The organism is Variovorax sp. GW821-FHT09B01 (genome assembly GCF_059418345.1).
In genome coordinates this window covers 349,647-373,917 of sequence record NZ_JBWKPQ010000004.1, presented here as the reverse complement: position 1 = coordinate 373,917, position 24,271 = coordinate 349,647, and the positions used below count along the sequence as shown (strand labels likewise).

Below are 24,271 nucleotides of genomic sequence, written 5' to 3'. Positions count from 1 at the left end.
GGTCCGCGGCACGGGGTTTCAGAGGCCGATCAGGCCGCCGTCGTCCTTGGTGATCACCAGCGTGGCCGAGCGCGGGCGGGCGGTGCCGCCCTGCGGCCAGTGGCTGCCGTACTTGGTCGGGTCCGTGGTGCCGGTGTTGTTCGGCGGCGGCGTCTCGCCCGGGTGCTGGATGTTCACAAACAGCGCGCGGCCATCGCCCGACTCGGCGATGCCGGTCAGCTCGCAGTCCTTCGGTCCCACCAGGAAGCGGCGCAGGCCGTCGGTGCCGGGCGCCTTGCCCACGAAGGTGTTCTGCGTGCGCGTGGTGGGAGGGGTCGCGTCGTCGGTGTTGGTGATCACCTTCGCGCCGCCATCGCCGAGCTTGCCCGGCAATGCCGCCAGCAGCATGCAGTTGGTGACGTCGGTGTAGGCACCGTCGTCGGTCTGCAGCCACAGCAGGCCCGGGGCGGCGTGGCTGAACCACATGCCGTCGGGGCTCGAGAAGTCGTTGTCGGCCGAGAGCTGCGACACATTGACGTCGACCGGGGCGGTGGAGCGCGCGCCGAACAGGTAGACGTCCCACTTGAAGCTCAGCGCCGCCGGGTCGGCGTTGTCGTCGGCGAAACGCACGATGTGGCCGTTGGGGTTGCCCTTCTGGTTCTGCGTGTTGTTCTTGATGTCGTTGTAGAAGCGCGGATTGGGGCCGTTGGTCTGGCCGATGGGGCGTGCGCTGTCGTTGGTGTTGGTCAGCGTCACGTAGACGTCGCCGTTCTTCGGATTCACGGCGGTCCACTCGGGACGGTCCATCTTGGTCGCGCCGGCGGAATCGGCGGCCAGGCGGGCATTGATCACCACGTCGGCCGCGTCGGCGAAGGCGTAGTTGGTGTTGCTCGAGGTGATGCCGTTGACGCCGAGCTTGAGCTCGAGCCACTTGCCGGTGCCGTCGGCATCGAAGCGGGCCACGTAGAGGCGGCCGTCGTCCATGTACTTGTCGCCGGCGGCCATGCCGCCACCGACGTCGGCCGCGTCCCAGTTCTTCGTCGAGACGAACTTGTAGATGTACTCGTTGCGCGAGTCGTCGCCCATGTACCAGACCAGCGGCTTGCCGACCACGACTGGGCCGAGGCAGGCGCCTTCGTGGCCGAAGCGGCCGAGCGCGGTGCGCTTCTTCGGCGTGCTCGAGGGGTTGAAGGGGTCGATCTCGACCACCCAGCCATAGGTGTTGTGGCCGTTGCGGTAGTCGGCGATGGCGCTGGCGCCGAGCACCTCGGTGTTCCAGCGGCCGTACTGGTTGTCGGCGGTGTCGGGCGTGACGGTGGCCCAGAGTTCGCGGCCGGTGCTGGCGACGCCGTAGCGGCTGAAGGACTTGAGTTCCTTGGCGCTGCGCTTGGCATCGTCGGTGGCGGCGACACGGCGGAAGTAGCCGGCCCAGTTCTCCTCGCAGGTCAGGTAGGTGCCCCACGGCGTGGTGCCGTTGGCGCAGTTGTTGAGCGTGCCGCGGGTCTTGCTGCCGTCGGTCGAGAACTTGGTCTTCAGGTAGTCGGTCTTGGCGGCCGGGCCCGAGAAAGTCATCTCGGTCAGCGTGTGGACGCGGCGGTTGAAGCTCGAGTCCTGCTTGTAGCTCCAGCTGTTGCCGCTCTTGTTGACCTCGATCACGCTCACGCCGTGCAGGTAGAACTCGCGCTTGACTTCGTCGGCCACCGTGCGCACGCCGCCGACCACGGTCTGGCCATTGGGATGCAGGAACAGCGGCGTGATCGCTTCATGGTTCATCACCAGCAGGCCGCGCGTCGCGTTGGCGGCGTCCCACTTGTTCGAACCGTTCATGCCGAAGAAGGTCATGCCGTCGTGGTGGTCGCCGGCGCGGCGGTCGTAGGTGGCCGGATCGTCGGTGCCATCGTTCTTGTACGCGGCCACGCCGGCGGCGATCGGGTCGCCCAGGCGGAAGAGCACGCTGGCGGTGTAGCCGGCGGGCACGGTGACCACGTCGGCCAGGCTCTTGGCCACGGGGTTGAAGTTGAGCTTCAGCGGTGCCGGGGGCGCGGGCGGCGGGGGTGCCGGCGCGGGCGGGGGCGGGACGATGGGCAGGAACCCACCGCCGCCGCCACCACCGCCGCAGGCCTGCAGCAGCGCGGTGCCGGCGGTGCCGACGCCCAGGCCGAACAGATGGCGGCGGCTCAGGCGCGAAGCGATCAGGTCGTTGAACGACGGGTTCTTGCTGGGATTGGTGCCGACGTCGTCGAGATCGTACGAAGGGTCGTCGCGGGTAGGTGCGGTCATGCGCGCTGTCTTTCTCGTGGGTTGGAAAAGTAACCAGCCCGCGAAGTTAGGCAGAACGAATGACAGTTCCGTGAATTGGTCAGCTTCCGTTCAGGTTCATTCGACCTGTGTTTTTGTGGTTGTCACGATGCCGCCATGCGACGGCTCCCGGCATCCAGATGCGGACGAAAAAAAGGGGGCTTCGAGCCCCCGATGAATGGACGAGGCATCGAGCCCCGCGCGGATTCAAGGCGGCGGCAGCTGCTTCGGCCACAGCGCCCACAGGCGCAGCGACTGGTTCATGCTCGCCGCGAAGCGCCCGGCATCGGCGCCGGTGCCCGCGAAATAGTCGGCGCGCACCGCGCCGACGATGGCGCTGCCGGTGTCCTGCGCCACCACCAGCTTCTGCAGCTGCGCGGACGGGCCGGCCGAGGCCAGCCACACCGGCGTGCCGTAGGGAATGCTCTCGCGGTCGACCGCGATCGAGCGGCCCGCGGTCAGCGGCACGCCCTGGGCGCCGCGCGGGCCGAAGGCCGCGTCGACCTCGTTCAGGTCCTCCTCGCGGAAGAACACGTAGCGCGGGTTGCTCCACAGCAGTTGCGACACGCGCTGCGGGTTCTGCGCCACCCAGGCCTTGGTGTCGTCGGGCCAGCGGCTGACCCGGCTCACGCCCTGCGACATCAGCCACTGCTGCACGCTGCGGTAGGGCTGCTCGTTGGTGCCGGCGAAGGCCATGCGCACGGTGCGCTGCGAGCCGTCGGGCTCGGTCAGGCGCAGCCGGCCCGAGCCCTGGATGTGCAGCATCAGCGCGTCGATGGGGTCGGCCATCCAGGCGATCTCGCGGCCGCGCAGCGCGGCCTGGGCCTCGGGCAGGGTCTCGATCTCCTGGCGCGTGTACCAGGGACGGCGCGGCACGAAGCCCGCGGGCACCTGGTAGAGCGGCACGTTGAACTGCGCGGTCGGTACGCGCGAGGCCTCGTACACCGGCTCGTAGTAGCTGGTGAGCTTGCCCTCGCTCGAACCGGCCAGCGACTCGACGCGGTAGGGCTGCAGCCGCTGGGTCATCCACTGGCGCTGCTCGTCGAGGGTCGCGATGGCGAGCTGGCGCACCTCGCGGCACAGCGGCGCGAAGGCGGCGTTGGGCCGCGAGCAGTTCGCCACCAGCGCGATCCAGGCCTCGTGCAGCGGGTCATCGCCGAAGCCCGGCAGCTCGGCCCAGCCCACGGGCACCCAGCGGCTCTTGGGATGGGCCATCGATCCGGTGAGGGGGCCGAGGTCGCGCGGCGGCTGCACGACGGGGGGGCGGGCGGGGATGTCGGGCACGCGCGGCCCGACGGAGCAGCCGGCCAGCGTTGCTACGATCGCGAGCCCAACCAGCCACTGGAGTCCATTTCTCATGGGTTTGATTTTGCTTGAAGCCCTCGCGGCCGGACTCCTGTTCATCGGCATCGTCTGGTGGACCATGTTCTCGGGCCGCAAGAAGGGCGAGTTGCACGAGGAGGACGAGCCCGGGGCGAGGGACGCGAAGGACGAACAAGACCCGCCGCCGCATCCGTGAATTGCTCGTGCAGTCCCGGGTCGACGCGCACTGTCGGAGAACGCCCTTCTGGCTATTACTTTGGTAGCAACCGATCGAGCAATCACGGGCTCTATCACGGCTTTCGGTGTTTCAGAGAGGCCTCGGAAGCCGTACCATCTCAGCCGCCGCAAGGCTAAGCTGTGCCCGCTTTGAATCAACCTCGAAAGGGATCGCCATGAAGAAACTCGTACTCGCCACCACCTCGCTCGCCATCGTTCTCGCGGGCTGCGCAGGCGGCGGCATGTCCGACACGCAGCGCAACACCGCCATCGGCGCGGGCGCTGGCGCCCTGGGCGGCGCCGTCATCGGCTCGGCCACCGGCGGCAACCGCGGGGCGATCGGCACCGGTGCCGTGGTCGGCGCGGCGGCCGGCGCGCTCGGCGGCTACCTGTGGTCGCAGCGCATGGAAGCGCAGAAGCGCCAGATGGAAGCCGCCACGCAGGGCACCGGCGTGGCCGTCACGCAAACCCCCAACAACGAGCTCAAGCTCGCGATCCCGAGCGACGTCTCCTTCGACGTGGGCCGCTCGAACATCAAGCCCAACTTCGCGCCGGTGCTCGACCAGTTCGCCAGCGGCCTGCGCAACAACCCGGCCGCCGAGGTGCGCATCATCGGCCACACCGACAGCACCGGCTCCGACGCCATCAACAACCCGCTGTCGGTCGACCGTGCCGCGAGCACGCGCGACTACCTGGTGGCGCGCGGCGTGAACGCGGCCATCTTCCGCATCGAGGGCCGCGGCTCGCACGAGCCGATCGCCGACAACAACAGCGACGCGGGCCGGGCGCAGAACCGCCGCGTCGAGATCTACGTCGGCGAGCGCGGACCGCGCGGCTGACCCCCGGTCGGCCGCCGAGGCGGCCGATCACCCGCAGGGAAGGCAGGCGTGCCGGACCACCGGCACCCACATCCACGTCTTGTCCAATGGTTCACCCGAGGGAATATTCATGAGGAAGCTCGTTGTTTCGAGCGCGGCCGCGGCCGTGCTGTTGTTCGTCGCCGGTTGCGCTTCGCAATCGTCGACGCCACCGGCCGACGGGGCCGCGCCCGCCGCCAAGACCGAGGCCCCCGCCGGCAACAGCTGGACCGCGCGGCTGGCCACGTTGAAGACCGACCTGGAAACCGCCACCAAGGGCACCGGCGTGGTGATCGAGCAGACGGCCGACAACCAGCTGCACCTCGTGATCCCGAACGAGCTGTCGTTCGACACCGGCCGCGCCAACGTGAAGCGCAACCTCGCGCAGGTGCTCGACAAGGTCGCCGACGGCCTGAAGAGCGCCACCGCCGCCAGCGTGCGCGTGATCGGCCACACCGACAACACCGGCAGCGAGGAAGGCAACGAGCGCCTCTCGGTGAGCCGCGCCGACAGCGTGCGCAACCACCTGGTGGGCCGCGGCGTGTCGACCACCGCCATCACCACCGACGGCCGAGGCTCGCGCGAGCCGGTGGCCGACAACGGCACCGTGGCCGGCCGCGCGCAGAACCGCCGCGTCGAACTGTTCGTGGCCGAGAAGGCCTGAGCACCGGCCCGACCGGCGCATCGCCAGCCCTCCCTTCGCGGAGGGCTTTTTTACGCGCGGATCAGAGCCCCCGCAGCTTGTTCGCGAGCTCGACCGCCGACTTCACTTCCATCTTGTCGAACACGCGCGCGCGATGGACCTCCACCGTGCGCACGCTGATCGCGAGCTGGTCGGCGATCAGCTTGTTCGGCAGCCCCTCGATCACGAGCCGCATCACGTCGCGCTCGCGCTCGGTCAGCTCGGCGATGCGGTCTGACAGCCCGCGGCGCGCGCGGCGCGCCTCGAGCGCGTCCTGCGACAGCAGCAGCGCCTGCTCGATGCGGTCGACCAGCGCGTTGTCCGAGAAGGGCTTCTCGCAGAAGTCGAAGGCGCCGCGCTTGACCGCATCGACCGCGGTCGGCACGTCGGCATGGCCGGTCAGGAAGATCACGGGCAGGGCCGTGAGCAGGCCGCGCTCGACCAGCCGGTCGAACAGCACCAGCCCGCTGGTGCCGGGCATGCGCACGTCGAGCAGCAGGCACAGCGGCTGCTCGGGCAGCGGGCCTTCGGCCAGGCGCTGCTCGAAGGCCTCGGCGCTGCCGTAGTGCTCGCTCGCGAGCCGGCGCGAACGCAGCAGCCAGGCCAGTGCCTCGCGCACGCTGGCGTCGTCGTCGACGATGAAGATCAGGCCATCGATCAGCGGTTGCATATCGGTCGGGAAGGAAATCGAAAGGGTGGCGGGGGCGACGGCGTCAGGCCGCGGCCGGGAGGGTAAACCGGAACACGGTGCCGCGCGGCCGATTCGGCTCGAACATCAGCGCGCCGCCATGCTGCTCGACCACGGTACGGCACAGGCTCAGGCCGAGCCCCATGCCATCGGCGCGGGTGGTGAAGAAGGGCGTGAACAGGCGCGCGGCGACCTCCTCGCCGATGCCGCTGCCGAGGTCGGCCACCGAGAACTCGAGCCAGCGCCGCGCGTCGTCGACGCCGCTGCCGCCGACCGCCACCGCGCGCGCCACGCGCAGCCGCAGCACGCGGTTGCCGATGTTGTCGGCCGTGTCCATGGCCTGCATCGCATTGCGCGCGAGGTTCAGCAGCACCTGCTCGACCAGCGTGCGGTCGCACATCGCGGCCGGCAGCCGGTCCTCGAGCACCACCTCGATGATCACGCCGAGCTTGCGCGCCTGCAGCCGCACCAGCGGCAGCACGGCATCGATCAGCGCCTGCGGCGCGACCGCCTCGCGCGTACGGTCGCGCCGGCGCACGAAGTCGTGCACGCTGCGGATCACCTGCCCCGCGCGGTCGGCCTGCTCGGCGATGCGGCGCACCGCCATCGCCACCTCGCCCTGTTCGCCGCGCGCATCGGGGCCGAGCATGTTGAGCGAGCCGGTGGCGTAGCTGGCGATCGCGGCCAGCGGCTGCGTGAGCTCGTGGCTCAGCAGCGAAGCCATCTCGCCCACGGTGGCCAGCCGCGCGCTGGCCTGCAGCCGCTCCTGGCTGGCGCGCGACAGCTCCTCGATGCGGCGCTGCTCGCTGACGTCGATGAAGGCGCTCATCCAGCCAGTCTGCACGCGCTGCGCGTTGAGCAGCGGCGCCTCGAAGATCAGCACCGGGAAGCGGGTGCCGTCCTTGCGCATGAAGACCGACTCAAAGCCCTCGCGCGGCGGCATGCCGCCGGCCAGCCGGCGCGCCTGGCGCTGCTGGTACTCGTGCGCGAGTTCGGTCGGCCAGTAGGGCGCGTCGTTGGCCTCGCGCGCCATCAGTTCCTCGGCGCTGAAGCCCACCATCTCGCAGAAGGCCGGGTTGACGTAGGTGATGCGGCCCTGCAGGTCGCGCGCGCGCAGGCCGGTGATGACCGAGTCCTCCATCGCCTTGCGGAAGGCCAGCGAATCGGCGAGGTCGCGCTCGGCGCGCAGGCGCCGCCGCGTGTCGCGCGCCAGCAGCACCAGCACCGACACCAGCGCGATCGAGATCGCCGTGACCAGCGCGGTCAGCACGTTCGGGAACAGGTCGGGCGCGGAACGCCAGCCGTCCACGCGCAGCATCAGCGCGGCACCGGGCAGGTCGATCAGCTGCTGCGAGGTGAACACGCGCGTGCCGACGCGGCGCGCGGTGCCGATGGCCACGAGGCGCGTGCCGTCGGTCTCGGTGAAGGCCACCTCCTGGCCGCGCGTGAGCGTGGGGCCGACCAGTTCGGCCAGCGTGTCGCGCAGCGAGTAGCTGGCCACCAGGAAGCCGCCGCCGGTGTCCATCGGCACGCACAGCTCCATCACCTCCATGCCGCCACCGCCGCCCAGCGGTACGTAATGGCTCGGCGAATAGGCCGGCGTGCCGAGCTTGCGCGCGGCGGCGCAGGCCAGCGAGACGTCGGACTGCTCGGCCGTGCGGCTCGCGGGATCGAGCACATGCAGCCGGTAGGGCGTATCGACCGCGTCGAGCGTGCGCAGCCGCGCGTCGCGCCACTCGAGCCGCAGCCACTCGCGGTGCTCGCGCAGCAGCGCGGCCGCGGCCTCGGGCCAGTGCGAACGGTCGGGGCCGGGCGCCTGCGTGGCGCGCAGGCTCTGGGCATTGCGCTGCAAGCCGCTGCGCAGGTCGGTCACGGCATCGGCGGTGTCGCGGTCGAGCGCGGCCTGCACCTGCTCGACCTCGTGCTTGCCCGCGAGCCAGACCACGGTGACCAGCAGCGCCAGCACCAGGATCGCGAGCAGCAGCCAGAGGAACCAGCGCTGCCACAGCGAGCGCAGCCGCGCGAAGCCGACGACGAGGCGGCGGTAGGGCGGCACCGGCAGCGGTGGCGGCGCATAGGCGGGCTCCGGCGGCGCGCCGGGCGCCGCGAGATCGGCCGCATCCACCGCCATCGCGCCGGTCCTACAGGATGCGGTGCGACAGCGCGGGCAGCTGCGTGCGCGCGCGCTCGACCTGGGCGGTGTCGATGTCGAACAGCACCACGCCCTCCTCGCTCGCCTGCTGCGCCACCACCGTGCCCCAGGGATCGACGATCAGCGACTGGCCCCAGGTGCGGCGGCCGTTCTCGTGCGTGCCGCCCTGCGCGGGCGCGACCACCCAGGCCAGGTTCTCGATGGCGCGCGCGCGCAGCAGCACCTCCCAGTGCGCGGCGCCCGTGGTGTGGGTGAAGGCGCTGGGCACCAGCAGCAGGTCGGCGCCCTGGCGCGAGAGCGCGCGGTAGAGCTCGGGAAAGCGCAGGTCGTAGCACACGCTCAGGCCGATGCGCCAGGCATGGCCGTCGCGCGAGGGCAGCTCGAACAGCACCGGCTCGGCGCCCGGCGCGATCACGCGGCGCTCGTCGAAGCGCTCGCGGCCGTTGTCGAAGAAGAACAGGTGGATCTTGTCGTAGCGCGCCACGCACTTGCCCTCGGGCGAGAAGGCCAGCGAGCTGTTGAAGACGTGGTCGGCATCGGCGCTCTCGATCGGCAGCGTGCCGCCGACGATCCACAGGCCGAACTCGCGCGCCGCGTCGGCCAGGAAGCCCTGCACCGTGCCCGCGCCGGCGGTCTCGCGCAGGCCCAGCTTGTCGGTGTCGCGCGCGCCCATCATGCAGAAGTACTCGGGCAGCACCGCGAGCTCGGCGCCCTCGGCGGCGGCGCGCGCGAGCAGGTCGTGCGCGCGTGCCAGGTTGGCTTCGCGGGCGATGGCCGACACCATCTGGATGGCTGCGACTTTCATTGCGTGGTCTCCGGTCTTCTGCCTTCGCCCGCGGCCGGCAGCCCCGGGATGCCCGGCAGGCTGGGAAGCGCCGGCAGGTGCGGCAGGTTGTTCGAAATGTTGGGCAGCAGCGGACGCGCCACCTTCGCTATTTTGGGGTCGGCCCAGGTGCCCTCGATCTGGAACTCCTGCGTGGCCGCGCTCGACAGCGGCTTGCTCAGCACCCACTGCGCCAGGAAGGTGCCCAGGCCGATGGCCGGATTGATCGCGGTCGCGACCAGCGCGGCGGTGCCGGCGTTGATCTCGGGCACCACCACCACGCGCAGGTTCTGCGTCTCGTGGACGATGTCGGCCGAGCCGTCCATCAGCGCGGCGGCGTTCACGCCCTTCATCTGCAGGTTGTTGGTGCTCGCGGTGCCGTTCGCGATCTTCGCGTCGCCGCGGATGAAGTCGAAGGCGAAGCCCTGGCTGAACACGTCGCGGAAGTCGAGCGTGAGCCGACGCGGCAGCGCCTGCAGGCTCAGCACGCCGAGCAGCTTGGCCAGGCCCGGATCGGCCTTGAGGAACTGGCCCGATTCGACGTTCACGCCGAGCTGGCCGCCCAGGCTCGGGTAGTCGATGGAGAACGGCGAGCCGCGCCAGTCGACGTTGCCCTCGAGCCGGCCGTTGCCGCGCCGCAGCACGCCGGGCATGCCGAAGCGCCCGAGCAGGCTGCCGGCATCGTTGATGTCGAGCCGGAAGGTCATGGCGGTGCGGCGCTGCTCGGCGCGGCCGCCGCCGCCCGAGCCCGGGACCGCGGCCCAGGTGCCCTTGGCCGCGAAGCTGGCCTCGGGCATGGTGAAGCTCAGCCGATTGAGCAGCCATTCGCGGCCCACGCCGCCGCGGTTGACCGCATCGATCTCGGCTCGGCCCAGGCGCTTGCCGAGCAGCTCGAAGTCGTCGACCACGATGTCGAGCGCGGGCAGGGTGCTGGGCTGCTCGTCGAGCAGGGCCTCGACCTGGGTCGCCTCGGTCGGCGCGATCTTCAGCCGCGCGAGCCGCGCATAGAGCCGGCCGGCCTGGGTGTGGCGGTACTCGGCATAGCCGCTGAGCTCGGTGGCGTCGATGTTGGCGCGCCACAGCGCGCCGTCGCGCGTGCCGCCGAGCACCACCTCGTGCAGGGTGCGGCCCGCCACGCTGAGCTGCTGCGCGCGCACCGCGATGCGCGTGGGCAGGTAGGGCGAGGCCTCGTCGCCGGCCGCGGCCTGCATGTCGGCCGGGCCGGTGCCGGCGGCTTCGCCGAAGGCCGCCTGCCAGGCCGCCATGTCGAGCCGCGCGAGGTTGATGTTGGCGAGCACGCCGCGCTCGGGCACGCTCGCGGTCTCGTTGGCCGCCAGGCCGACCGCGATGGCGCCGCGCAGCACGCGCGGCTCGCTGCCCGAGATGTCGCGCACGTACTGCACCGAGCCGACGCGGCCGATCTCCAGGCCGATCTGGTCCTGCGTGGCGACGCTGGCCGCGCCCGCGCTGCCCGCCGTGCCGGCGCGCGCCTCGCGCTGCACGATCTTCTTCTCGATGCGCAGCGGCATCTGCTCCTCGGCGCTCTTCGCGAGCGGCGCCGGCAGCTGCAGCGCCAGGCCCTGCAGGCTGCTGGCGACCGAGAACTCGGAGGCGCCCTCGCGCATCGAGAAGCTCGCGGTGTAGGGCGCGCTGCCGGTGGCCTTCTTCGCCAGCCGCGCAAGCCAGTCGACCTCGCGCGCGGCGCGCATGCCGTCGGCGCTGACGTTGCCCTGCGCGCGGATGGCGAGCTCATGGCTCGCGGCCGGGCCGGTGTAGCGGCCGCGGCCGTCGATGCGCACGTCACCGCCGAGCAGCCGGGCCTGCACGCCGGCCAGCGCGAAGCCGGTCTCGGTGAAGTTCAGCGTGCCCTTGGTCTGGGTCAGCAGCGGCGCCTCGGGCACCGGCTGCACCTCGTTGTTGTCGCCGAAGGCCACGCTGGCCTGCACCTTCGCCTTGTCCATGGCCTCGAGCGGCAGCTCGAGATGCAGCTTGTAGTCGGCCACACCGTTGGCGCGCACGCCGCGCAGGAACTCGCCGGCATCGCCGGCCAGCGGCGCGCCCACGCGCAGCAGCTCGCCCAGCGGCCCGCGCGCCTGCGCGTCGACCTTGAGCAGCGCGGCGTGGTGCGACATGTCGGGGATCTGGGCCTCGGCCTTCGACACCTCGATGGCGGTGGCACCCGCGAGCCGGCCGCGCGCGTTGCGCACCTGCATGCCGGCGCGCTCGAAGATCAGCTCGCCCGACAGGCCGGTGATCGCGGGCCACTGGGCCACGCTGGGCGCGGCGGGCGGGGCGACGGTCGGCGGGGTGGGCGCGGCGGCGACGCGGGCGGCCGCGGTGCCGCGCGCGGGCGCCGGTGCGGCGGCAGCGGACGTGGCCTCGGGCACATGCGGCGGCGCATAGGCGTAGTGCACGTCCTGGACCTTGGCCGCGATGCGGAACTCGCCGAGCCGCGGGTCCATGAACGGCATGTCGTGCAGGTCGCCGCGCACGCGGAAGTCGACGCTGCTCGCGACGCCCTTGGTGACCGCGTCGCGCACGTAGTCGCGCGTGTGCTGCGGGATGTCGAGCGGCAGGTAGCGAAAGACCCGCGTGCCGTCGGCCCGGGTCAGCTTGCCGCGCAGATCGAGCACGCCGGGAAAGCGCGCCTTGCTGCTCGAGGTGGCCGGGTCGCTGGTGCGCCAGCTGGCCTCGGCATCGCCCTCGGCGTCGACGTTGGCGAAGCGCAGCTTCGACACCTGCAGCTGCGTGTTGCCGTTGTCGATCTTCCATTGCAGCTGGGCCGAGAGCCGGTCGACCGGGATCGCGGGCTCCTCGAACACGCCGGGGAATTCGAGCCCGCCCTGCGCGATCGCGAGCGTGGCGCTGCCGCCCGCGTGGGTGGCGTCGAAGTCGAGCGTGGCGCCGCTGAGACCGGGGGAGCCGGGATGCACGCGTGGGGGGACGGCCGCGGTGGCCGCGGTGGCCGTGGTGCTTGCCGAAGGTGCGGAAGGTGTCGGAGCGGGCGGCTTGGCGGCGGGCGTGGCGGGCGCGGCAGCAGGGGTCTCGGCCGGCGCCGCGCCGGCCTGCGAGGCGATGCGCAGCCCGCTGACGCGCCCCTTGGCCTGGTAGCGGTCGGGCGCGCCCAGCGAGCCCTGCCAGTTCAGGTCGATGCGCTCGACCAGCCCGCGCGGGCCGTAGGCGTCGAGCACGCGGTGGGTGGCGTCTCCGAGCGGCAGCCGGTCGGCGATGAGCGCCAGCGCCGCGAGGTCGAGCCGGTCGGCGCGCAGCGCGCCGTGCTCGGGCGTGCGGCCCTTGGCGGGCGTGTGCTGCAGCCAGAGGTTGCCGCCGGGCCAGCGCAGGCCGTCGGCGGTGTCGAACTGCAGCGCGGTGGTCGAGAACTCCATCGTGTCGACCGTGAGCCGGCCCGCGAGCCGGCCCGTGACCGCGCGCAGCACCAGCGGCTGCAACCCCTTGCCGAGCGAGGCATCGACCCGGTCGAGGCCGAGGTCGGCGGCGGCGCCGACGATCTGGCCGTCGTCCACGTCGGCCCACAGCCGCAGCGCGCCGTTGCCCTCGCGGATGCGCGCATCGATCGATACGTAGCGCCCGAGCCGGGTCACGTCGATGTAGGGCAGGTCGGCGTAGATCTGGCCGTCCCAGGTCTGCCAGCGGCCGGTGCGCACCGACAGCAGCGGCTGGCGGAACTGGCCGCGCAGCGTGAAGCGCTCGCCCCAGCCGGCCGGCGGCGTGGCATCGAGCCGCAGGCCGTGGCGGCGGCCGCCGTTGCGCGCCACGAAGCGCACGTCGGTCAGCATCAGCGGCTCGGCCTGGCGCTGCTCGTCGGTCCAGCGCACCGTGCCGCCTTCGATCACCAGTTCGCGCTGCGCGAAAAACCAGTCGGCGGCGCGGGTTTCTCCGGTCGTATCAGTCGACATGTGCAGGCCCGCGACATGGAGTTTTCCCTGAGCGTCGCGGCGCACGTCGAGCGCCGGGCCCTCGATGTAGAGCTGCTCGAAATTGAAGCGCCACAGCGAGCGCGGCGAGACGCTGGCCACCACGCGCACGAGGCGCAGCGCCTCGCGCTGCTGCGCGTCCTGCAGCACCACGTCGCGCAACTCGAAGGCGGGGAACAGGCTGCCCGAGCGGGCCGTGATCGAACCGATGCGCACCGGCACCCCGATCGCCTTGCTGGCCTGCGCCTCCAGCGCACCACGGTAATCGCCGATTCGCGGCACAATCCACGCGTGCAGGACCACGACTGCCAGGGCCAGGAGAAGCCACGCAGCCACGAGAAGACCCAGGAGCCAGCGCGCCGTCACAGCGGTGATCTTGAGCAGACGTGAAGGGGAAGACACCGTGTCGTTCATTGAGGATCGCGCTGTGCCGGGAATTATGACCGCCACCATCGGGACGGGTTCCGCCGCAACCAGCACCAGTTTGAATCAGTTGTCAGCTACAGCATCGACGAACCCCGACGCGGACAAGCCCGCCTTGTCCTCCTATTCGCGCTTCGTGCAGCGCCTGCGCCGCCGCTATGCAGGCGAACTCGCGCTGCTGCCCGAGGGCGAGCCGCGCCGCGCATCGATGACGCAGGCCTACGAGGCACTGCGCGCGCGCGGCGACGGCGTGGGCGACGCCCTGCGCATCGTGCGGCAGCTGGTGATGGAACGCCTTGTCACACTCGATTGCGACCGCCAGGCGCCGCTGGCCGCGGTGACCACCGCGGTCACCGAGCTCGCCGAGTTCGCGCTCGACACCGCCTGCCGCGAGGCCTGCGCCGAGCTCGACGCGGCGCATGGCGCGCCGCTGGGCGCCGACGGCCAGCGCTCGCAGCTGTGGATCGTGGGCATGGGCAAGCTCGGCGCGCGCGAGCTCAACGTGTCGAGCGACATCGACCTCATCTACCTCTACGACCAGGACGGCGACACCGCCGGCGACCCGCAGGGCCGCGGCAAGCTCGCGAACCAGGAGTACTTCGCACGCGCCGTGAAGCGCATCTACGCGCTGGTGGGCGACACCACCGAGCACGGCTTCGTGTTCCGCGTCGACCTGGCGCTGCGGCCCAACGGCAACTCGGGGCCACCCGTGGTCTCGCTCGATGCGCTGGAGGAGTATTTCCAGGTGCAGGGCCGCGAATGGGAGCGCTTCGCCTGGATGAAGAGCCGCGTGGTCGCGCCCACCGAGGTGGTCGCGCAGGGCCAGGCCCAGGGCCTGCGCGGCGCGGTGCTGCCCTTCGTGTTCCGCCGCTACCTCGACTACAGCGTGTTCGATTCGCTGCGCGTGCTGCACCGCCAGATCCGCGAGCAGTCGGCGCGCCGCAGCGCGGGCCGACCCGAGCGCGCGAACGACGTGAAGCTGTCGCGCGGCGGCATCCGCGAGATCGAGTTCACCGTGCAGCTGCTGCAGGTGGTGCGCGGCGGCCAGTTCCCCGAGCTGCGCACCCGGCCCACGCTCGATGCGCTGCAGCGGCTCGCGCGCGCCGGCCTGATGCCGCAGGAAACCGCCGACGCGCTGGCCGCGGCCTACGAGTTCCTGCGCCAGGTCGAGCACCGCATCCAGTACCTGGACGACCAGCAGACCCATGCGCTGCCCGTGGCCGACGAGGACCTGCGCTGGATCGCGCAGACGCTCGGCTATGCCGACTGCTGCCCGTTCCTGGCCCAGCTCGACACCCATCGCGAGTTCGTCGCGCAGGAGTTCGACAAGCTGCTGGGCGGCGACAAGCCCTGCAACGGCAAGTGCAACGGCGCGCGCAAGGCGGCCGCGCCGGCCGAGCTGTCGGACCTGCTCGACGAGCTGCCGCCGGCCTTCGCCGAGCGCATCAAGGACTGGTGCGAGACGCCGCGCATGATGGCGCTGCGCGATGAAACGCGCGCGCGACTGCGCCAGCTGGTGCAGCGCACCGGCCAGTGGCTGCGCGAGCCCGACGGCGACGGCCAGGGCCAGACCACCCACCCTGTCGAGGCCGCGCTGCGCTGGGCCGACTGGATCGAGCCGCTGCTGCGCCGCGAGAGCTACCTGGCGCTGCTGGTCGAACGGCCCGCGGTGCAGGAACGCCTGCTGCGGCTGCTGGGCTCGGCGCGCTGGCCGGCGCGCTACCTGATGCAGCACCCGGGCGTGATCGACGAGCTGGCCAGCGACGAGATGCTGTCGGGCCGCTTCGTGGCCGCCGAGTTCGAGCGCGAGCTCGAGGCGCGCCATGCCTCGCTGAGCCGCACCGGCGAGGCCGACGAGGAGCGCCTGCTGAACCTGCTGCGCCACGCGCACCATGCCGAGGTGTTCCGCACCCTGGCGCGCGACGTGGACGGCCGCATCACCGTCGAGCAGGTGGCCGACGACCTCAGCGCGCTGGCCGACACCACGCTGCGCGTGACCGCCCGCTGGTGCTGGCCGCACGTGCGCAACCGGCACCGCGAGGTGGCGCAGTTCGCGATCATCGGCTACGGCAAGCTCGGCGGCAAAGAACTGGGCTACGGCAGCGACCTCGACATCGTGTTCGTCTACGACGACGACGACGAGCGCGCCGGCGAGGTCTACGCGGCCTACGTGCGCAAGCTCATCAACTGGCTCACGGTGAAGACGCGCGAGGGCGACCTGTTCGAGATCGACACCGCGCTGCGGCCCAACGGCAATTCGGGCCTGTTGACCACCAGCTTCCAGGCCTACGAGAAGTACCAGCTCGGCCGCGGCAGCAACACCGCCTGGACCTGGGAACACCAGGCCATGACGCGCGCGCGCTTCGTGCTCGGCAGCGAGGACCACGGCGCCGAGCTCGGCGCGCGCTTCGACCAGGTGCGCGAGGCCGTGCTGGTGGCGCCGCGCAACCGCGAGGCGCTGAAGGCCGAGATCATCGCGATGCGCGACAAGCTGCGCGGCGCGCGGCCCGTGAAGGCCGACCGCTTCGACGTCAAGCACAGCCCCGGCGGCATGGTCGATGCCGAGTTCGCGGTGCAGTTCCTGGTGCTGTCGGCCTCCAGCGAGCATCCTGAGCTGATCCCCAACCTCGGCAACATCGCGCTGCTGATCCGCGCGGAAGACGCCGGCCTGCTGCCCGCGGGCGTGGGCCGCAACGCGGCCGCGGCCTACCGCGAGCTGCGGCGCGTGCAGCACCGCGCACGCCTCAACGAGGAGCCGACGCAGGTGACGCCACCCGCGCTGGCCGCGCAGCGCGAAGCGATGCTGGCGCTGTGGAGGGCCGTGTTTGGTTGAGGCGCGCGGCGCCCGCCGACCCAGCGCGGCCTGCGCCGCCTGTGCGGTGGCTGTCGCCGTCGTGCTCGCGGGCTGCGCGAGCGGGCCACGCGGCGGCGGCGGTGGCCGCGACGGCCCGGGCGCCAGTCCGCCCTCCAACCTCGAGCGCGTTCCCGACGCCGAGCCCCGCATCGAGCCGATCCGCGGCAGCGGCGGCACCAGCAAGCCCTACACCGTGCTCGGCCGCGGCTACACGCCGATCACCGACGACCGGCCGTTCCGCGAATCGGGCCTGGCCTCCTGGTACGGGCGCAAGTTCCACGCGGGCTCGACGGCCAGCGGCGAGCCCTACGACATGTACGCGATGACGGCGGCCCACAAGACGCTGCCGCTGCCGAGCTACGTGCGCGTGCGCAACCCGGCCAACGGCCGCGAGGCGATCGTGCGCGTGAACGACCGCGGGCCCTTCGTCGACGGCCGCGTCATCGACCTGAGCTACACGGCCGCGCTCAAGCTCGACCTGCTGCGCGGCGTGGCGCCGGTGGAGATCGAACGCATCACGAACGAGGACATCCGCACCGGCGCCTGGCGGCGCGGGTCGGACACGATGCTGGCGGCGGCGCCTGTCTACACGGCACCCGCGCCCGCACCCGCTGCACCGGTCTACGTGCCGCCACCGCCGATGCCTGTGCGCGCGGCCGCCGCGCCGGTGGCCGTGCCCTCGGTCTGGGTCTCGACGGTGGGAACGAACGCGCCCGAGGCTTCGACGATGCCGGTGGCACCGCCCGCCGCGGCCGGGCCCGCCCCTGGCGCCGACGACGAGGTCGAGCCGCCGCCGGGACCGCGCCCGCCCATGGTGGTGAATGCCCTGCCGCCGCTGGCACCGGCCGCGGCCGCGCCGCCGAGCGGGCCCACGCCCGCGGCGGTGGCTGCCGCCGCAGCGGCCTCGCTGGCCGGGCCCGACAAGCCGTCGGCCGGCTTCTGGGTCCAGCTCGGCGCCTTCCGCGAACGCGGCGGCGCCGAAACCCTGCGCGCCCAGGCCGCGCGCGGCCTGCCTGCGCTCGCGCCGCAACTGCGCGTGTTCAGCGAGGCCGGCACGCACCGGCTGCAGGCCGGGCCTTTCGCCTCGCGCGGCGAAGCGGGCGAGGCGGTGTCGCAGGTGCGCGAGAGCCTGCGCATCTCGCCGATGGTGGTCGAGCGGCGCTAGGAGCGTCCGGCCGCTGCGCTCACTCGAGCGGCTTGACCGGCGCGGGCACGTGCATCGCGACGTTCATGCGGTTCCACGAATTGATCTGCGCCACCGCGACCGTGAGCTCGGCGATCTCGAGGTCGCTGAAGGCGGCCTTCAGCGCCTCGTACTCGGCATCGCGCGCATCGTGGCGGTCGGCCATGCGCGTGAGCGACTCGGCCCAGGCCAGCGCGGCGCGCTCGCGCGCGTCGTAGAAGCTCATCTCGCGCCAGGTCGCGAGGCTGTTGATGCGCTGCCAGCCTTCGCCCTCCTTGCGCAGGTCGCGCACGTGCATGTCGAGGCAGTAGGCGCAGCCGTTGATCTGCGAGACGCGGGCGAACACGAGGTCGACCAGCTTCTTCTCGAGCGTGGTGTTGGCGATGGCGGTGTTGACCGACAGCAGGGCCTCGAAGGCCTTGGGCACGGTCTTGAACCAGTTCAGGCGGGGGGCGGTGTTCATGGCGATGTTCTCCAGTGGTTGACGATGAAATCGGGATACACACTGAAGACGCGCCGGCCCGCCGGCCTGTGACACGAAGTCGGAAAAAAATCAGCGCGCGAAGGCCGCGGCGATGCGCGCGAGCTTGTCGGGATTGCGCTGCGCGCGCACGCGCGCGATGCGGTCGCCGTCGAACTCGAAGGTCTGGGCCGACTCGAGCACGCCGCCGATGAAGCGCAGCAGGCCCGGCTCGCCGTTGAGGTCGACCAGCTCGGTGCGCACGCTGCGTTCCGGCTCGCCGCCCGCGTGGCGCCGCTGCACGGCGAAGTAGAGCTGCGCGATGCGGCGCGCGCCGACCAGCCCGTGCGTGAAGGTCTGGACCTTGCCGCCGCCGTCGCCGACCAGCTCGGCCTCTTCGGTGAAGAAGGCCTCGAGCTCGCGCACGCTGCCCTTGGCCGAGGCCTCGGCGAAGCTGCGCAGCAGCCGCATCTGGGTCTCACGCGACACGCGGTAGCGCGGCCGTCCTTCCTGCACCTGGGTCTTGGCGCGGTGCACGAGTTGGCGGCAGGCGGCCTCGCTCTTGCCGAGCATGCGCGCGATCTCGTCGTAGTCGGTGTCGAACACCTCGCGCAGCAGGAAGGCCGCGCGCGCCTCGGGCGCCAGCCGCTCGAGCACGGTCAGGAAGGCCACCGAGACGTCGTCGGCGCGCGCCAGCACTTCCTCGGGCGTGGCCGGCGACTCGGTGAGCATCGGCTCGGGCATCCAGTGGCCGCTGTAGTGCTCGCGCTGCACCTTGGCCGCGCGCAGCCGGTCGATCGACAGCCGGGTCACGACCGTGACCAGCCAGGCCTCGGTGCTGTCGAGCGCCTCGGTGGCGGTTTCGTGCCAGCGCAGCCAGGCGTCCTGCACGACCTCCTCGGCCTCGGCCACGGAGCCGAGCATGCGGTAGGCGATGCCCTGCAGGCGCGGGCGGTGGCGGTCGAAGGCGAGGGTGGCGGCGTCCATGAAGGCAAGACGGCTGGCGGTGCCGGTTTGTGACGCGGGGCCCAAAAAAATCGCCCCGGCGTGCGGGGCGATTTTCTGCTGTCTTTGCTTGCTTACGCGCCCTGGTATTCGGGCTTGGGGCCGAGGCTGGCCGCCAGTTCCTTGCGGTAGCGGTTCAGTTCCTGGACCGTCTTGAAGCTGCGGTTCATCAGCAGGCTCAGGTTGTGCAGGATGCGCTCGCCGACCTTGGTTTCCCAGACCGCGTCGAACTTGATCTGCTTGTCGAGCCAGTGCTCGAGCCAGTCCGGATCGGGCATGCGGCTCTGGATCGTGTCGTTCGGGAACAGCGCCTTGTTCACGTGCAGGTTGGTCGGGTGCAGCGCCTGGGCGGTGCGCCGGGCGCTCGCCATCAGCACGCCGACCTTGGTGAAGGCCGAACGGGCCTCGTCGCCGAACTTTTCGAGCGCGCGCTTCATGTAGCGCAGGTAGGCGCCGCCGTGGCGGGCTTCGTCCTGGCTCAGCGTGGTGTAGATGTGCTTGATGACCGGCTCGGTGTGCCACTGGGCGGCACGGCGGTACCAGTGGTTGAGGCGGATCTCGCCGCAGAAATGCAGCATCAGGGTTTCGAGCGGGGGCGCCGGGTCGAAGTCGAAGCGCACCTCGTGCAGCTCGGCCTCGGTGGGGGCGTGCTGGGGGCTGAAGCGCTTCAGGTACTCCATGAGCACCAGCGAGTGCTTCTGCTCCTCGAAGAACCAGATCGACATGAAAGCGGAAAAATCGCTATCGTGGCGGTTGTCGCGCAGGAACATCTCGGTGGCCGGCAGCGCCGCCCACTCCGTGATGGCGTTCATCTTGATGGTTTGCGCCTGCTCTTCGGACAGCAGCGAAGCGTCGAACGACTGCCACGGGATGTCCTTGTCCATGTCCCAGCGGACGGATTCGAGCTGTCTGAAGAGTTCCGGATAGAGCATCTATATCTTTCTAAGGCCGCCGATTTTAAACGGCACGTTTGGCGCATCCATGACAGGCGCGCGATGATGCGAATACGTGCGCCGTCGCGGCACGGATGCGCCCCCCTTTTTGTGAACCAGGAGCCCGCCATGCGAACCCCCACCCCATTGTCGGTCCCGATGCTCCGTACGTCGGCAATGGCCCTGATGGCCGGCCTGTTGACCGCAACGGCACCGGCCTTCGCCCAGCAACCCGCGGCACCCGCACCGGCTGCCGCGCCCCAGGCGGCGGCAGGCTGTCCCGCCATACTGCAGCACACCTTCCCGCGGCTGCAGGACGAAAAACCACAGTCCCTGTGCCAGTACTCGGGCAAGGTGGTGCTGGTGGTCAACACGGCCAGCTTCTGCGGCTTCACGCCGCAGTACAAGGGACTGGAGGCGCTCGACAGCAAGTACCGCGCGCGCGGCTTGGTGGTGCTGGGCTTCCCGTCGAACGATTTCGCTCAGGAATCGGCTTCGAACAAGGAGATCGCCGACTTCTGCGAAAGCACTTTCGGCGTGAAATTCCCGATGTTCGGCAAGTCCTCGGTGCGCGGCTCGGACGCCAATCCGCTGTTCAAGCAGCTGGCCCAGGCCTCGGGCACGACGCCGAAATGGAACTTCTACAAGTACCTGATCGGCCGCGACGGCAAGGTGGTCCAGGCCTGGTCGAGCATGACGGCGCCCGACGAGAACGCCTTCATCGCGATCATCGAGAAGCAGTTGGCCGCCAATCCGGGCTGATGCCGGCAGGTTCGCACCGGCGATCGAATTCGAAACTGATCAGTTCACACGAAGACGTATCGGTAATATTATTTACCGATGCGTCAATCAGATTGTGAACGGATCGTCACAAATGCTTACCACTGCGGTGGGAACCGTGCGGCAAAGTCCTCGCTCATAACTCGCGTGGGCAGCGAATGCCCCACGGTTTTCATGTTGCGAGGTCTTCCGGGCGCTTGCCGTCTGGTCGAAATCCCGAGGCGATTCTTCTCCTCCTCCCTCCCTCCCTCCTTCGCGTCGGGGCGCCTCGCAGCATTTTTGTCTTCCAGCCAACCCGGGGCGGTGCCATGAGGCCGCCGACCCGGGTCGCCATCGTCGGCGCCGGCATCTCGGGACTGGCCGCGGCCCACGCGCTGCGCGATTCGGCCCGCATCACCCTCTTCGAAGCCAGTGACTACTTCGGTGGCCACGCGCACACGGCCACGGTCTCGCTGCCGACATCGCCCGGTTCGGGCGAACGCGTCGCGCACGGCGTCGACACGGGTTTCCTGGTCTACAACGACCGCACCTACCCCGAACTGATCCGCCTGTTCGCCGACCTGGGCGTGGCGACCGCCGACTCGGACATGTCGTTCTCGGTCCAGGCGACGCGGCCCAGCGGCGGGCGCCTGGAATGGAGCGGCAGCAGCCTCGCGACCGTGTTCGCGCAGCGCCGCAACCTCGTCGACCCGCGCTTCCTGGGCATGCTGGCCGATCTGATGCGCTTCAACCGGCTGACCACGCGCATCGCGCTCGCCGGCACCGAGGGCGAACTGGCGCAGCCGCTCGGCGATTTCCTCGATGCCCACCGCTTCGGCCCGGCCTTCCGCGACTGGTATTTCCTGCCGATGATGGCCTGCATCTGGAGCTGCCCGACCGCGCAGATGCTGGCCTTCCCGGTCGCGACCATGATCCGCTTCTGCCACAACCACGGCCTGATCCAGATCGCCAACCGGCCGCAATGGCGCACCGTGCGCGGCGGCTCGCAACGCTACGTCGAGAAGATCGTCGCGGGCCTGTCCGATGCGCGCCTGAACACGCCGGTGCGGCGCATCGAGCGCGACGCCGACGGCGTGCGCATCGCCACCGATGCCGGCACCGAGGCCTTCGACCACCTGGTGCTCGCCACCCATTCCGACCAGGCCCTGGCGCTGCTGGCCGAGCCCAGCCCCGCCGAGGCTGCGGTGCTCGGCGCGATCCGCTACCAGCCGAACCACGCGGTGCTGCACACCGACGCCTCTGTGCTGCCCGAGCGGCCCTCCGCCTGGGCCGCCTGGAACTATCAGCGCGCGGACGGCGCGCGGGAATCGGGCGGCGTCTGCCTGCACTACCTGCTCAACAAGCTGCAGCCGCTGCCCTGGTCGCAACCGGTGATCGTTTCGCTGAATCCGGTTCGCGAGATCGCGCGTAGTGAGGTCATGGCCGAATACGACTACGCCCACCCGGTGCTCGATCTAGCAGCGATCGATGCCCAGTCGCGGGTGCCCGCGCTGCAGGGACAGCGCCGCACCTGGTTCGCGGGCGCCTGGATGGGCTACGGCTTCCACGAGGACGGCCTGAAGGCCGGCCTGGCCGCGGCCCGCGGCCTGCAGGCGCAGCTGGCGACCGGGAAAGCCGCCTCATGACCACGGCGGGGCCGTTGCCGCTGATCGGCTTCGGCGAGGTCCGGCATGCACGGCTGCGCCCGGCCCGCAATGCCTTCGCCTACCCCACCTTCTTCCTTATGCTGCCGATGCGCGCGCTGCACCGCGACGGCAGCCAGGCGCTCGCGTTCAACCGCCGCGGCGCGCTGTCCTTCCACGACGTCGACCATGGCGACGGCCGCGCGCCCGACGCGGGCGGCGCGCTGGCCTGGCTCGACGAACTGCTGGCCGCCCACGGCATCGACGACGCCGACGGCGAGGCCTGGCTGCACTGCTACCCGCGGGTGTTCGGCTACACCTTCAAGCCTGTCAGCTTCTGGTACTGCCACGACCGCGCGGGCGCGCTGCGCGCGATCGTGGTCGAGGTCAACAACACCTTCGGCGAACGCCATTGCTACCTGCTCGACCGGCCGGCCTTCGGCCCCGAGCTGCGCGCGACCAAGGCCTTCCACGTCTCGCCGTTCTGCCGCATCGACGGCAGCTACCGCTTCCGCTTCTTCACCGACGCCGAACGCACGCGCACCCTGGTGCGCATCGACCACGACGACGCCGACGGCCCGCTGCTGCAGACCAGCGTCGGCGGCGAACTCCAGGCGCTCGACGCGGCCAGCCTGCGGCGCGCGTTCTGGCGCTACCCCGCCATGACGCTGGGCCTGATCGCCCGCATCCACTGGCAGGCCGCGCGGCTGTGGCTCAAGCGCGTGCCCTTCGTCCACAAGCCGGCCCCGCCGCTTCATTCCGTGTCGCGCGGCGAGCCGCGCCAGCCGCAGGCGAACCCATGACCCCGACGACGACCACTGCCGACTCGCCCGCCTCGGGCTTCCACCTGCCGCAGGACGCGCCGCGCGCGGCCCGCAGCGTGCTGCGCCTGCTGCAACGCCTGGCGCACGGCTCGCTGACCGTGCGGCTGCCCGACGACTCGGTGCGCCACTTCGGCGCCGCGCCGGGCGAGGGCCCGACCGCCTCGCTCACGCTGCGCAACTGGACCGTCTGCAGCGCCGCGCTGAAGTCGGGCGACATCGGTTTCGCCGAGAGCTACATCGCGGGCGACTGGACCACGCCGAACCTGGTCGAGCTGCTGCGCGTGTTCGTGGCGAACCGGCGCGCGATCGAGAACGTGTTCTACGGCAGCTGGACCGGCCGCCTGCTCTACCGCCTGCGCCACCTGCTGCTGAACCGCAACAGCAGGACCGGCAGCGCACGCAACATCCAGGCGCACTACGACCTGGGCAATGCCTTCTACGAACTCTGGCTCGACGAGACGATGAACTACTCGTCGGCCTGGTTCGAGGGCGACCTGACGCGGCCGATGCCCGAGGCGCAGCACGCCAAGGTGCGGCGCGCGCTCGCCATGGCGGGCGTGCGGCCCGGCGACCGGGTGCTCGAGATCGGCTGCGGCTGGGGCGCGCTGGCCGAGAAGGCCGCGACCGAATTCGGCGCCGCCGTCACCGGCGTGACGCTCTCGCACGAGCAGCTCGCCCACGCGCGCCAGCGCACCGAGGGCCTGCCGGTCGACCTGCGGCTGCAGGACTACCGCGACATCGGCCGGACCACCAACGACGCGCCCTTCGATGCGATCTGCTCGATCGAGATGGTCGAGGCCGTGGGCCGCGAATACTGGCCGACCTACTTCGCGAGCGTGAGCCGGCTGCTCAAGCCGGGCGGGCGCGCCTGCATCCAGAGCATCGTGATCGACGACGGGCTGTTCGAGCGCTACGTGGACGCCACCGACTTCATCCAGCAGTACATCTTCCCGGGCGGCTGCCTGCCCTGCCCGCGCGAGTTCCGGCGTGCCGCCGAGGCCGCGGGGCTCGAGGTGGTCGACGAATTCGCCTTCGGCGCCGACTACGCCGAGACCCTGCGGCGCTGGCGCGAGCGCTTCCTGGCGCAGCGCGCCCAGGTGCTGCAGCTCGGTTTCGACGAGCGCTTCATGCGGATCTGGGAGTTCTACCTGGCCTACTGCGAGGCCGCCTTCGCCGAGCGCAGCATCGACGTGGTGCAGTACACGCTGCGCAAGCCCTGAGGCCGGGCCGACGGC

The 24,271-nt window shown here is 71.0% G+C and carries 18 protein-coding genes; 9 read left to right on the top strand and 9 right to left on the bottom strand.

Annotated elements, in window-relative coordinates; translation table 11 throughout:
* Positions 1-18: 18 nt before the first annotated feature.
* Positions 19-2,259, bottom strand: a complete 2,241-nt coding sequence (locus AC07RV_RS16225; RefSeq protein WP_296774935.1) for a PhoX family protein — start codon at positions 2,257-2,259, stop codon at positions 19-21.
* A 225-nt stretch (positions 2,260-2,484) separates the two neighbouring features.
* Complete coding sequence (mltA, locus tag AC07RV_RS16220) at positions 2,485-3,636, bottom strand: murein transglycosylase A (protein ID WP_296774932.1); 1,152 nt, start codon at positions 3,634-3,636, stop codon at positions 2,485-2,487.
* On the opposite strand from mltA, the gene AC07RV_RS16215 reads away from it, so the two are divergent.
* The 3 genes from AC07RV_RS16215 (at position 3,635) to AC07RV_RS16205 (ending at position 5,337) form a co-directional block, all read left to right on the top strand.
* On the top strand, positions 3,635-3,796 hold the full coding sequence (locus AC07RV_RS16215) for a hypothetical protein (protein WP_296774930.1): 162 nt from the start codon (positions 3,635-3,637) through the stop codon (positions 3,794-3,796). The genes mltA and AC07RV_RS16215 overlap by 2 nt on opposite strands.
* A gap of 196 nt (positions 3,797-3,992) precedes the next feature.
* Complete coding sequence (locus AC07RV_RS16210) at positions 3,993-4,655, top strand: YiaD family glycine zipper/OmpA-like lipoprotein (protein ID WP_057597447.1); 663 nt, start codon at positions 3,993-3,995, stop codon at positions 4,653-4,655.
* A gap of 109 nt (positions 4,656-4,764) precedes the next feature.
* Complete coding sequence (locus AC07RV_RS16205; protein WP_093351397.1) at positions 4,765-5,337, top strand: OmpA family protein; 573 nt, start codon at positions 4,765-4,767, stop codon at positions 5,335-5,337.
* A gap of 61 nt (positions 5,338-5,398) precedes the next feature.
* Here AC07RV_RS16205 and AC07RV_RS16200 read toward each other — a convergent pair whose 3' ends face one another.
* The 4 genes from AC07RV_RS16200 to AC07RV_RS16185 are packed head-to-tail and all read right to left on the bottom strand — an operon-like array spanning position 5,399 to position 13,367.
* On the bottom strand, positions 5,399-6,025 hold the full coding sequence (locus AC07RV_RS16200; protein WP_093351399.1) for a response regulator transcription factor: 627 nt from the start codon (positions 6,023-6,025) through the stop codon (positions 5,399-5,401).
* A gap of 43 nt (positions 6,026-6,068) precedes the next feature.
* Positions 6,069-8,174 (bottom strand): two-component system sensor histidine kinase NtrB, encoded by a 2,106-nt coding sequence (locus tag AC07RV_RS16195; protein ID WP_296774928.1) that lies wholly within the window; start codon positions 8,172-8,174, stop codon positions 6,069-6,071.
* Positions 8,175-8,184: 10 nt separating this feature from the next.
* Positions 8,185-9,000 carry a carbon-nitrogen hydrolase family protein gene (locus tag AC07RV_RS16190; protein WP_296774927.1) on the bottom strand — a complete coding sequence of 272 codons (816 nt, stop codon included), beginning with the start codon at positions 8,998-9,000 and terminating at the stop codon, positions 8,185-8,187.
* On the bottom strand, positions 8,997-13,367 hold the full coding sequence (locus AC07RV_RS16185; RefSeq protein ID WP_296774925.1) for a YhdP family protein: 4,371 nt from the start codon (positions 13,365-13,367) through the stop codon (positions 8,997-8,999). The genes AC07RV_RS16190 and AC07RV_RS16185 overlap by 4 nt, the downstream gene beginning before the upstream one ends.
* Before the next feature lie 25 nt (positions 13,368-13,392).
* Between AC07RV_RS16185 and glnE the strand changes: the two genes are divergently transcribed.
* Both glnE and AC07RV_RS16175 read left to right on the top strand, forming a co-directional pair.
* A complete protein-coding gene (gene glnE, locus AC07RV_RS16180; protein WP_296774923.1) occupies positions 13,393-16,209 on the top strand; it encodes a bifunctional [glutamate--ammonia ligase]-adenylyl-L-tyrosine phosphorylase/[glutamate--ammonia-ligase] adenylyltransferase in 2,817 nt (938 codons plus the stop codon).
* A 46-nt stretch (positions 16,210-16,255) separates the two neighbouring features.
* Positions 16,256-17,395: a septal ring lytic transglycosylase RlpA family protein gene (locus AC07RV_RS16175; RefSeq protein ID WP_296774921.1), complete on the top strand. Its 1,140-nt coding sequence runs from the start codon at positions 16,256-16,258 to the stop codon at positions 17,393-17,395.
* Positions 17,396-17,414: 19 nt separating this feature from the next.
* On the opposite strand, the gene AC07RV_RS16170 is transcribed toward AC07RV_RS16175, so the two are convergent.
* The 3 genes from AC07RV_RS16170 to AC07RV_RS16160 all read right to left on the bottom strand — a co-directional run bounded on the left by AC07RV_RS16170 (position 17,415) and on the right by AC07RV_RS16160 (position 19,810).
* A complete protein-coding gene (locus AC07RV_RS16170; protein ID WP_296774919.1) occupies positions 17,415-17,876 on the bottom strand; it encodes a carboxymuconolactone decarboxylase family protein in 462 nt (153 codons plus the stop codon).
* 90 nt (positions 17,877-17,966) lie between these two features.
* Positions 17,967-18,860, bottom strand: coding sequence for an RNA polymerase sigma-70 factor (locus AC07RV_RS16165; RefSeq protein ID WP_093351416.1), 894 nt, complete (start codon positions 18,858-18,860; stop codon positions 17,967-17,969).
* A 92-nt stretch (positions 18,861-18,952) separates the two neighbouring features.
* The gene (locus AC07RV_RS16160; RefSeq protein WP_057597796.1) at positions 18,953-19,810 is read right to left on the bottom strand and encodes a ferritin family protein; all 858 of its coding nucleotides are present in this window, start codon (positions 19,808-19,810) and stop codon (positions 18,953-18,955) included.
* A 129-nt stretch (positions 19,811-19,939) separates the two neighbouring features.
* Here AC07RV_RS16160 and AC07RV_RS16155 point away from each other — a divergent pair, with 129 nt between their 5' ends.
* The 4 genes from AC07RV_RS16155 to AC07RV_RS16140 all read left to right on the top strand — a co-directional run bounded on the left by AC07RV_RS16155 (position 19,940) and on the right by AC07RV_RS16140 (position 24,256).
* On the top strand, positions 19,940-20,572 hold the full coding sequence (locus AC07RV_RS16155; protein ID WP_093351418.1) for a glutathione peroxidase: 633 nt from the start codon (positions 19,940-19,942) through the stop codon (positions 20,570-20,572).
* A 326-nt stretch (positions 20,573-20,898) separates the two neighbouring features.
* Complete coding sequence (locus AC07RV_RS16150) at positions 20,899-22,215, top strand: NAD(P)/FAD-dependent oxidoreductase (RefSeq protein ID WP_296774915.1); 1,317 nt, start codon at positions 20,899-20,901, stop codon at positions 22,213-22,215.
* Complete coding sequence (locus AC07RV_RS16145; RefSeq protein WP_296774913.1) at positions 22,212-23,015, top strand: DUF1365 domain-containing protein; 804 nt, start codon at positions 22,212-22,214, stop codon at positions 23,013-23,015. The genes AC07RV_RS16150 and AC07RV_RS16145 overlap by 4 nt, the downstream gene beginning before the upstream one ends.
* Positions 23,012-24,256, top strand: coding sequence for an SAM-dependent methyltransferase (locus AC07RV_RS16140; RefSeq protein ID WP_296774911.1), 1,245 nt, complete (start codon positions 23,012-23,014; stop codon positions 24,254-24,256). The genes AC07RV_RS16145 and AC07RV_RS16140 overlap by 4 nt, the downstream gene beginning before the upstream one ends.
* The last annotated feature ends 15 nt before the right edge of the window (positions 24,257-24,271 follow it).

What these genes read in the sequence shown, in the direction of transcription:
- AC07RV_RS16225 (WP_296774935.1), bottom strand. Translation starts at nt 2,259, where the DNA reads ATGACCGCACCTACCCGCGACGACCCTTCGTACGATCTCGACGACGTC.
- AC07RV_RS16215 (WP_296774930.1), top strand. Translation starts at nt 3,635, where the DNA reads ATGGGTTTGATTTTGCTTGAAGCCCTCGCGGCCGGACTCCTGTTCATC.
- mltA (WP_296774932.1), bottom strand. Translation starts at nt 3,636, where the DNA reads ATGAGAAATGGACTCCAGTGGCTGGTTGGGCTCGCGATCGTAGCAACG.
- AC07RV_RS16210 (WP_057597447.1), top strand. Translation starts at nt 3,993, where the DNA reads ATGAAGAAACTCGTACTCGCCACCACCTCGCTCGCCATCGTTCTCGCG.
- AC07RV_RS16205 (WP_093351397.1), top strand. Translation starts at nt 4,765, where the DNA reads ATGAGGAAGCTCGTTGTTTCGAGCGCGGCCGCGGCCGTGCTGTTGTTC.
- AC07RV_RS16200 (WP_093351399.1), bottom strand. Translation starts at nt 6,025, where the DNA reads ATGCAACCGCTGATCGATGGCCTGATCTTCATCGTCGACGACGACGCC.
- AC07RV_RS16195 (WP_296774928.1), bottom strand. Translation starts at nt 8,174, where the DNA reads ATGGCGGTGGATGCGGCCGATCTCGCGGCGCCCGGCGCGCCGCCGGAG.
- AC07RV_RS16190 (WP_296774927.1), bottom strand. Translation starts at nt 9,000, where the DNA reads ATGAAAGTCGCAGCCATCCAGATGGTGTCGGCCATCGCCCGCGAAGCC.
- AC07RV_RS16185 (WP_296774925.1), bottom strand. Translation starts at nt 13,367, where the DNA reads ATGAACGACACGGTGTCTTCCCCTTCACGTCTGCTCAAGATCACCGCT.
- glnE (WP_296774923.1), top strand. Translation starts at nt 13,393, where the DNA reads ATGACCGCCACCATCGGGACGGGTTCCGCCGCAACCAGCACCAGTTTG.
- AC07RV_RS16170 (WP_296774919.1), bottom strand. Translation starts at nt 17,876, where the DNA reads ATGAACACCGCCCCCCGCCTGAACTGGTTCAAGACCGTGCCCAAGGCC.
- AC07RV_RS16165 (WP_093351416.1), bottom strand. Translation starts at nt 18,860, where the DNA reads ATGGACGCCGCCACCCTCGCCTTCGACCGCCACCGCCCGCGCCTGCAG.
- AC07RV_RS16160 (WP_057597796.1), bottom strand. Translation starts at nt 19,810, where the DNA reads ATGCTCTATCCGGAACTCTTCAGACAGCTCGAATCCGTCCGCTGGGAC.
- AC07RV_RS16155 (WP_093351418.1), top strand. Translation starts at nt 19,940, where the DNA reads ATGCGAACCCCCACCCCATTGTCGGTCCCGATGCTCCGTACGTCGGCA.
- AC07RV_RS16150 (WP_296774915.1), top strand. Translation starts at nt 20,899, where the DNA reads ATGAGGCCGCCGACCCGGGTCGCCATCGTCGGCGCCGGCATCTCGGGA.
- AC07RV_RS16145 (WP_296774913.1), top strand. Translation starts at nt 22,212, where the DNA reads ATGACCACGGCGGGGCCGTTGCCGCTGATCGGCTTCGGCGAGGTCCGG.
- AC07RV_RS16140 (WP_296774911.1), top strand. Translation starts at nt 23,012, where the DNA reads ATGACCCCGACGACGACCACTGCCGACTCGCCCGCCTCGGGCTTCCAC.